The sequence below is a fragment of the uncultured Bifidobacterium sp. genome (assembly GCF_959020155.1).
Lineage (GTDB): Bacteria > Actinomycetota > Actinomycetes > Actinomycetales > Bifidobacteriaceae > Bifidobacterium.
Genome location: NZ_CAUERC010000047.1, coordinates 1 through 6,762, shown reverse-complemented (window position 1 = coordinate 6,762; position 6,762 = coordinate 1). Strand labels below are relative to the sequence as shown.

The window sequence follows — 6,762 nt, the reverse complement described above, 5'->3', positions numbered from 1 at the left end:
GAATCGTTCGCATTGCCTTTTAGATTATGGAGGCTGCACAAATGTCTAGTGTAACCGAAGTCGCTGTGCCGACTTCTGATTTTGATGGTAACGCCCCCGCGAATGGTTCGCGGGACATGGCGTCTACATTTTCCGAATCTTTGTATTGGCGACGTTCTGCCCGGCGCTACGAGCTGCTGGGACTTGTCTCCTGGATGCTGGCCGCGTTGTCGTGCGTGGTTTTTCTGGCGATTCTGCTTGCCGCGAGGAATCTGCTTCTGCCGGGATTCGCTTTGGTGCCGGTGGCCTGCGGCCTGGCTTGTGTGGGTTGCTGGTGCGACCGTAACTCGCGCGATGCCTGGGATTTCGCTTTCTGGTCCCTTCACGCGGAGGTGAGGCAATGACCATGACCGTTGGCGCGCGTTCCCTCGATAACGAGGAGCGCTCGAATTTCCGGGACTACATGTCCCTGTTGTCCCTGTCCGTGGATGCGTCGATGACCGTGAGGGAGGTCATGGCGGTCGCCTATCTGATCGGCCGGCATGACGCGCTTCGTGACGTGCGGAACGCTTCGTCGCCGGCTCGGACGGTGAACCGTCGTCTGATCCATGGCGGTCCGTCGGATTGCGTGTTCAACCGCGGCTACGAGGCCGGTGCGGGCATGGTGTCCGACGAGATCGACGCGTTGATGCGCGACGTGGAGGCCCTCAGCGGCGATGACGCGGTGTTCTCGATGCTCAGGCATCCTTCGGTGAGCGGGGGTGATGAGTGGTGGAATTGGTGATCCTGCTGTTCGTGGTGCTTGCGGTGGCCTGTTTCGGCCTGTTGCTGCCGTTCCTGCGTCTGGCAGTCGGCATCGTGCTTCTTGTGGTCCGTCTGCTGGCCTCCCTCGCGCGATCGATGGGGGCGGGCCGATGATGCGCCTCATACTCGTGATCGCCGTCGTTTTCGTTTTCGCCGCGTCCTGTCTGATGACGTTCGCCCTGTGCCGCGCGGCCACGCGCCGCGACATGCTTGAGGCCCGTTGGCGTGAGGAGTCGGCCGGTTCCGTGAGTGAGGAGAGCCATGAGAGCGCATGAAACGCTTGAGCGTGCCGGTCGTCATGGCGGCTTCCCGCCCCATGGGTTCGCTTCGGGCCTGTTGGCGGCCTGCCCGTCGGACGGCAGCCACGACTTCTACCTGTCGATGATGCTCGACGTTCCCGTGCCGCGCGTGCCCATGCTGCGCGCACGTCTGCAAGACTCCCGCCGAGGGGGTGCCGAATGAGCGTGAACGCGGTCGATTGGGCGCTCAGGTTCGCGCCCGTGGACGCCAGGCACAACGGTGCCGCGCGCGTGCTGATGTGTCTGGCGAACGTGGCCGACGACGAGGGGCGCAACGCGCATCCGACGCACAGGAAGCTGGCCGCGTGGTGCAAGTGCAGCGTGAGCACGGTCAAACGCCACCTGTCATGGCTGGAAGCGAACGGGCTGATCCGTCGCGGCGACCAACGCCAGGCCGGGCATTTCAGCGAGTGGCACCGGCCCGTCGTGTGGGATCTGTGCCTGGGGAACCGTCTGGAGCTCGATTCCGACTTCTTCGACTCGAACGACATCGACTCGACCCGAGGCGGACGGCCTTCCACGGAAAACAGGGCGAGGGGAAACCCCGGCTCACATGTGGACCGTGGTTATGTCGACGGGGACACGGGAAAACCCCAGCTCACGGGTGAACCACGGTTCACAGCTGTGACCCCACCCCCAGCTCACCTGGTGAGCCACAGTACGTCCCTAGTACGTAATAACCCCTCTGCCCCTACGGGGCATCTCCCCGCAAGCGGAGAGACCTCCCCGGACGATGACGGAATCCGCGAGGACGGTTCATGGGCCGACGCCGCCGGAGCCGAACCCCCAAGCAGCGAATCCGCCGGGGCTGGTTCCGACGCGGAGGCGGTGTGCCGCACGATGGCGGACGGGCTGCGCGCCATGCCGCCGATGCCGGTGCCCGAACCGTTGGCCCGGCCCGGCAAACGCGAACTCGACGCCGCCCGACGGCTGATCGCCCGCCACGGCATGCCACTGGTGCTGGCCGTGGCCGAATGGGTGTCGCTGCCGCCTTCCAAGACCGACAAGGGCGACGCTTCCGGCAAACCGTATGACGGTTTCTGGCGTCGCACGCTCACCGGCCCCCGCTCCCTCGCACGGCACTGGGACCAGGTATGCCTCCAGATGGCCGACGACCCCCACGGGCGTCGCCTGCTCGCCGGACACGGCGTCATCGCCGACAAGGGCGAAACGGCGCAGCCGCCGAGCGCGGAATCCACGCCGAAGGTGCCGAACTACGGCATCCCCGACAACCTGGACCGGCGCGTGTGGAAACTGCTCGACCCTTACGACTTCGATGCGGGCAATGACGGGTTCGAGGCACCGCGCACCCTGCGCCGGCTGTTGAAGCGCGTCCCCGCGAACGATGCCGAAGGCGAACGCAATGCCGTGCTGGAGGCATTGCGGGCGGGCCGCGCCTTCCTGGACGCGGAATCCAGGGAGGAGGACGACGGCTTCGGGCGGCGGAAGCCGGCCGAGACCGGGCCGGCATCCGTCCGTTTCGGCTTCATCGGCGGCCGTGGGCCGAAGGAGGTGCCGGCATGTTCCTGAAAGGCGAATGCGCGGATTTCCCCGACTCGTGGTCGGACCGCATGTGGGGGCCCGACGACCTTCCCAACCAGCGAACCCAATACGATCTGCGCCGCGCGGCGGTGCGGATCTGCGAGGCCTGCCCGGTCAGGGCCGAATGCCTCGCGTTCGGCATCATGGTCCGGGACCAGTACGGCATCTACGGCGGACTGCCCCTGCGCGCCCGACGCCAGGTGCTGAAGACCGCGCAGGAGGCCGGATTCCGGTTCGACCCCGACGACCCGACCGCCGAACGGCGGCTCGCCCGGTACATCCGCGAGAACCCAGAGATCGTGGCGGCGGCACGCGAACGCGAATGCAAACGCCGCAAGACCGAGCAGCGCAACGCACGCCAGCAACGATGGCGCGCCACCACACGCTCGACCGGCAAGGCGAAGGCCCCGGCCGCCGCCACACAGGAACCGATGCAGGACACCCTCTTCTGAAGACAATCCGATACAGATAACCGGTCCGCCCCCATAAGGACGAACCATTCCGGAAACCCGTATACGCGGCAAACCGTGGAACCGTGCACCCGTGGACACGGGAAGCCGGAAACCCGAATGAAAGGAACAATCCCAATGACCACGAACACGAAAACGGTGGCCTTCGTCAACCTCAAGGGCGGGGTCGGCAAGACCACCAGCGCCATCGGCACCGCCGAAGCACTCGCCCGACTGGGCCATACCGTGACGGTGCGCGACGCCGACCCGTCCGGCGCGGCGACCCTGTGGGCGCACAAGGCCCTATCGGCCGGCCGCCCACTGCCCTTCGGAGTGGAGGTCGTCAACCGGTTCACCGTCGCCGCGCCCGCCGAGGAGGAATGGGTGCTGATCGACACGCCTCCCTTGCAGACCGATCTGGTGGAGGCGGCGGTGGACGCGGCCGACCTCGTGCTGCTCGTCACCACCACCGGCCCCATCGACCTGGAACGCATGCTGGAGACCATCCGGCAGATCAACAAGCCCTCCTCGGTGCTGCTGACCCAGACCCGCTACGGCACGCGCAGCCTCAGGCACGCCGAGGAGTTCCTGGCCGAGAACGGACTGGCCCATTGCAGGGAGACCATCCCGTACAAGGAGGCCATGCGTCTCGCGCCGGACGAGGGCCGGTTCCCGTCCGCCTCGGGCTACGGGCTTATCGCCAAGGAACTCAGCGACGCATTCAACGCCTGACACCCGCAGAACCGAAAACCCGTGTCCACGCAAACCCGTGGACACGGGGACACGGAAAGGAACAACATCATGGAGATCAACAAGCCGATGACCACGAAGAACATGCTGGCATCGACCCTCACCGACTACAAGAAACCGGTCAAGCTGCCCAAGATCACGGTGGAGCTCGACCCCATGCTCAAGAAACGGTTCAAGGCCGAGGCCGTGCGACGCGGCACCACCATCCGCGACATGCTCACGGCATGGATCGAACGCGACTGCCCTCCCCTCGACGCGGCGGATGCAAGGGCCGAGGCGAAGCAAGACGGAAGAAGGAGTGGATGATGACGGATGACATCGAGGAGCGGGCCGCACTGGCCCGTCGCGGGATCATGGACCATTCGGATTGCGAGGAGTGCACGGAGGACTGGACGTTCCTGATGCGTCAGGGACGACGGGAGTTCCCGTTGGGATTACGCACGGTGCTCGCGTGCCTCGCGTTCGCCGAACGCGAGGGCGCGGTGCCCGAGCTGCCGGCGGATTGGTGGGTTAGAATCAACAGGAGGTATCGATGACGACGATGCGCGGCGAGGGGGGCCGACTATGGATGCGTTCAAGGCATGGCCGGGAAGGGCGGAAAGCATCGTGATCAGCCAGGAGTCATACATGAGGTGCACCGGCGGCGTGGCCCCGTGGCGTCGTGACGGCGACAAGGGGCCGTCCTACTACGCGGTGTGCCCACTGTGCGACAATCCCATCCAGATCGTCGGCCTGTTCCGCCGGCAGGAGGAAAGCCGTGCGCGCCGGCCCTACGGGCGACACCACCGGGGCGACGTGCCGGGCCTGTGCCGCTACGACGAGGACGCCTACCTGCACTGCCCGTATGCGGATCCGAACCATCGGACGGACACCCGAGCGAGACGTCATCCGAAGGACCAGACCGGGCGGGCCCTGTATGGTCTCATGCGCGGTGAGTTCGACCGGGTGTCGCTGGCGTGGGAACGGTTCTCCGGCATCCATCTGGGGCCGGGGGCCGCCCGTGACATGCTTCGCAAATGGCGGGACGACCAAGGATGGCGCTACTACGACGCGACCTACGGCAATCTGCCGCAGATGCTGTTCTTCGCGGCCGGCGGACAGAACCTGGTCAAACGCTACATCGTGCCGGACAGCCCGTTGCACGAACGGCTGAAAGGCGTGCCGCAGGTGAGATTCACACCGACGCGCTCCCGGTACGTGCAGGTGGACAAGGCCGGGCCGGGGTTCCTTACTCTGGATTTCCTGCTGTACGCCCGGCGCATCGAATGGGACGGACAGCACATGAACGAGACGTTCAGGCTACGCGGCCTGCTGGGCCGCGATGACGGGCAACAGGCCTTCGATGACCTGACCCTCGACGTCGATCAGGACTGGCTCCCCCACACAGCGGACGCCCAACCCGGCCGCGACGAGCGGCTACTCGACATCGCGCGGGAAACGCTGCAATCCAACGCGGGTATCCCGGCAGATCAATAAAGCGTTATCAATGCAAGGAGAACAATGATGAACGAGAACGACAAGACGGAAATCCTCGAACCCGTCGAAACACCCGCCGAGAACATCACAGAGCCAAGCAAGGATGGAAGCAGGCGTCCGAAGTGGCTGCCGCCCCTGATCGCGGCCGTCTGCGCGGTGATTCTGGTCGCGGCCGGCATCATCGGCTGGAACGCTTACAGCGGCGCGAAGCTCGCCGAGGCCAAGGAGGCGTGCGCCGCCGCCGCCGACACCGTGCGCAACAATGCCAACGAATACAACGCGCTGCTCAACGGCGATGCCGCCGATGCCGCCGCCGTCAAGGCCGAACAGGTCAAGGACTCGAAGACCGTCGAATCCCTGGGCAAGGAGCTCAAGGCCATGGCACCCGAATACGAGGGCTGCGTGGCCGAAGACGCGCAAGGACTGGATGCCGCCACCGTGAAGCTCAATGAACAGGCCGACTGGTACGAGACCCACGAGAAGAGCCTATCGAAGGCGGTGAGGGCCGTCGCCGAATCCAAGGCCGCGAAGACCCTGGAAACCGCGAAAACGAATCTGACGGCGAAGCTGGACGAGGCGTCGAAGCTGCTCGCGGATTCGGACGGCAAGGTCGCGGACAACGCCACCCGCGACGCATTGTCGAACGCCATCGACGCGGCGAACGGGCTGAAGGACGGGAACGATCCGGCGAAGATCGACGGGGCGCGCAAGACGGTGGAGGATGCCATCAACGGCGTGAACGCGAGCGTCCAGGCAAAGACGGACGCGGATGCGCAAGCCGCCGCAGCGGCCGCCCAGGCTCAGGCGCAGGCCCAATCCGCCTACAACGGCGGCTCCTCCTACTCCGGCGGCGCGTACAGGCGCACGGAAGGCTCCGCTTCCGGCTCCAACACATACCGTGGCACCACATCGGGCGGCACCGGCTCCGGCTCCACGTCCGGCTCCGGCCCGGCCGGCGGCTCCGCCCCCAGCGGACCAATCAGCGGAGGACACGGATGTACTACTGATTGTCCTCCACCATCAAGCGACGGTCTGATTCATCATTAACGACTATCAATAAAGTCCATAAGGGTCTTGCTCGAATTTCGGGCAAGACCCTTTTTATTTCCAAGTTCTCTTTTCCCTGTGAACCTGTGCCCCCGCATTCCCGTGTACCCGTATTGCCGGGAAATACTTCCGGATTTTTGTAGACGCCATGCTCCGTGGTTCGGCGTGTCGTCTGTGAGGCTTGTTGGTGGCTGCCGGGCCAACCGGTGGCTACCTCCCGTTATTCCTGCGGTCGGAAGCCCCGCCACCCTTTGAAAAAAGAGGCGGCGGGGCCTTGACCGGAAAGTTTGAGGGGAGGGGATGAACAGACAAGGTTAATGGAGGTTCATTTACATGAACTTTGGCAGGAAGATGATGAAGGCCGGTGTCGCGGCGGTGGCTGCGATCGCCACGCTTGGTGCCGGCGGCGTCGTCGC

At 65.2% G+C, this 6,762-nt stretch carries 13 protein-coding genes and 1 pseudogene; 13 read left to right on the top strand and 1 reads right to left on the bottom strand.

Features of this window, described 5'->3' with window-relative positions:
- The first annotated feature begins 41 nt into the window (after positions 1-41).
- The 13 genes and pseudogenes from Q5H31_RS07990 to Q5H31_RS07930 all read left to right on the top strand — a co-directional run bounded on the left by Q5H31_RS07990 (position 42) and on the right by Q5H31_RS07930 (position 6,346).
- Positions 42-383, top strand: coding sequence for a hypothetical protein (locus Q5H31_RS07990; RefSeq protein ID WP_007056122.1), 342 nt, complete (start codon positions 42-44; stop codon positions 381-383).
- Positions 380-763, top strand: a complete 384-nt coding sequence (locus Q5H31_RS07985) for a hypothetical protein (RefSeq protein ID WP_007052740.1) — start codon at positions 380-382, stop codon at positions 761-763. Before Q5H31_RS07990 ends, Q5H31_RS07985 begins: the two co-directional genes overlap by 4 nt.
- A complete protein-coding gene (locus Q5H31_RS07980; protein ID WP_022527636.1) occupies positions 751-897 on the top strand; it encodes a hypothetical protein in 147 nt (48 codons plus the stop codon). Before Q5H31_RS07985 ends, Q5H31_RS07980 begins: the two co-directional genes overlap by 13 nt.
- On the top strand, positions 894-1,058 hold the full coding sequence (locus tag Q5H31_RS07975) for a hypothetical protein (RefSeq protein ID WP_165499189.1): 165 nt from the start codon (positions 894-896) through the stop codon (positions 1,056-1,058). Before Q5H31_RS07980 ends, Q5H31_RS07975 begins: the two co-directional genes overlap by 4 nt.
- Positions 1,045-1,245 carry a hypothetical protein gene (locus Q5H31_RS07970; protein WP_118214155.1) on the top strand — a complete coding sequence of 67 codons (201 nt, stop codon included), beginning with the start codon at positions 1,045-1,047 and terminating at the stop codon, positions 1,243-1,245. The genes Q5H31_RS07975 and Q5H31_RS07970 overlap by 14 nt, the downstream gene beginning before the upstream one ends.
- Positions 1,242-1,394 (top strand): annotated as a pseudogene (locus Q5H31_RS08245) (helix-turn-helix domain-containing protein); the annotation flags it as partial. The gene Q5H31_RS07970 and the pseudogene Q5H31_RS08245, both read left to right, overlap by 4 nt.
- A 336-nt stretch (positions 1,395-1,730) precedes the next feature.
- On the top strand, positions 1,731-2,612 hold the full coding sequence (locus Q5H31_RS07960) for a hypothetical protein (RefSeq protein ID WP_302457659.1): 882 nt from the start codon (positions 1,731-1,733) through the stop codon (positions 2,610-2,612).
- A complete protein-coding gene (locus Q5H31_RS07955; protein WP_014485610.1) occupies positions 2,603-3,076 on the top strand; it encodes a WhiB family transcriptional regulator in 474 nt (157 codons plus the stop codon). Before Q5H31_RS07960 ends, Q5H31_RS07955 begins: the two co-directional genes overlap by 10 nt.
- 135 nt (positions 3,077-3,211) lie before the next feature.
- Entirely contained in the window at positions 3,212-3,805 is a 594-nt protein-coding gene (locus Q5H31_RS07950; RefSeq protein WP_007052734.1) for a ParA family protein, read from the top strand.
- 69 nt (positions 3,806-3,874) lie between these two features.
- Positions 3,875-4,129: a hypothetical protein gene (locus Q5H31_RS07945; RefSeq protein WP_014485609.1), complete on the top strand. Its 255-nt coding sequence runs from the start codon at positions 3,875-3,877 to the stop codon at positions 4,127-4,129.
- Entirely contained in the window at positions 4,129-4,359 is a 231-nt protein-coding gene (locus Q5H31_RS07940; protein ID WP_007056112.1) for a hypothetical protein, read from the top strand. The genes Q5H31_RS07945 and Q5H31_RS07940 overlap by 1 nt, the downstream gene beginning before the upstream one ends.
- A 28-nt stretch (positions 4,360-4,387) precedes the next feature.
- Positions 4,388-5,299, top strand: a complete 912-nt coding sequence (locus Q5H31_RS07935; RefSeq protein WP_007056077.1) for a hypothetical protein — start codon at positions 4,388-4,390, stop codon at positions 5,297-5,299.
- Between the two features lie 24 nt (positions 5,300-5,323).
- Positions 5,324-6,346 carry an FIVAR domain-containing protein gene (locus Q5H31_RS07930; RefSeq protein WP_302457658.1) on the top strand — a complete coding sequence of 341 codons (1,023 nt, stop codon included), beginning with the start codon at positions 5,324-5,326 and terminating at the stop codon, positions 6,344-6,346.
- A 210-nt stretch (positions 6,347-6,556) separates the two neighbouring features.
- On the opposite strand, the gene Q5H31_RS07925 is transcribed toward Q5H31_RS07930, so the two are convergent.
- On the bottom strand, positions 6,557-6,762 hold a 206-nt coding region (locus Q5H31_RS07925), incomplete at its 5' end, for a hypothetical protein (RefSeq protein WP_302457657.1).